General features: G+C 42.6%; 1 protein-coding gene and 1 pseudogene. One reads left to right on the top strand and one right to left on the bottom strand.

The window, feature by feature from the left end; translation table 11 throughout:
* Positions 1 to 237 (top strand): annotated as a pseudogene (locus R7093_RS25995) (rhombosortase); the annotation flags it as partial.
* A 90-nt stretch (positions 238 to 327) separates the two neighbouring features.
* Here R7093_RS25995 and R7093_RS25990 read toward each other — a convergent pair.
* Complete coding sequence (locus tag R7093_RS25990; RefSeq protein WP_021449594.1) at positions 328 to 612, bottom strand: ComEA family DNA-binding protein; 285 nt, start codon at positions 610 to 612, stop codon at positions 328 to 330.
* Positions 613 to 652: the final 40 nt, after the last annotated feature.

Here is a 652-nt window from a genome sequence, read left to right as displayed (position 1 = left end):
CACGGTTTATTTGGTTTTTGGGCTCTCAGAGAAGTGTTTGAAAACAGAAGAAGTAGCCTACTCTTAGTCGCCGGACTTATTGCGAAAATCGCATGGGAGCAACTTTATGGCCCTTCAACCAGCACTGCTGCAATGATAGGCGCTCGTGTTGCTGTTGATTCACACCTGTTTGGTGCAATGGGAGGCTTAGGTATGGCATTAGTAGAGAAAGGATTCCATCGCCGTATATTTGGATAAAAAATCCCGAACCACGAAAGAGGGTTTGGTTCGGGAAAGCAGTAACCGGAAACGAAAACTCAGTAAGAATACAATGGTCGAAGCCCGCGTTTATAGAAGAATGCGGTCTTCGTTTTTCTTGATGGTTGCTTCACCAATTCCTTTTACATTGGTTAAATCAGCTGCTGTTTTAAATGGGCCGTGCTCAGTACGGTAGTCAACTATGCTTTGCGCTTTCTTTTCGCCAATACCTTTCAGCATCGTTGCTATCTCTTCTGCAGAAGCAGTATTGATATTGACCGTAATTTCAATTCCTTCATATTTATCAGCCTTGGTATCAGCGGCCAAACTGAGTGGTGCGAACACCACTAAACACAAGGTTAAAATCCATTTCATATTGAACATATACACTCCAAATTAACGCTCTGAAATAATC

This window comes from Vibrio sp. 1580, assembly GCF_033340055.1.
The sequence above is the reverse complement of the archived record's forward strand: the minus strand, read 5'-3'. Positions and strand labels throughout refer to the sequence as shown.

Bases quoted from the DNA above. Each gene is read 5' to 3' on its own strand.
- R7093_RS25990 (WP_021449594.1), bottom strand. From the start codon at position 612: ATGAAATGGATTTTAACCTTGTGTTTAGTGGTGTTCGCACCACTCAGT.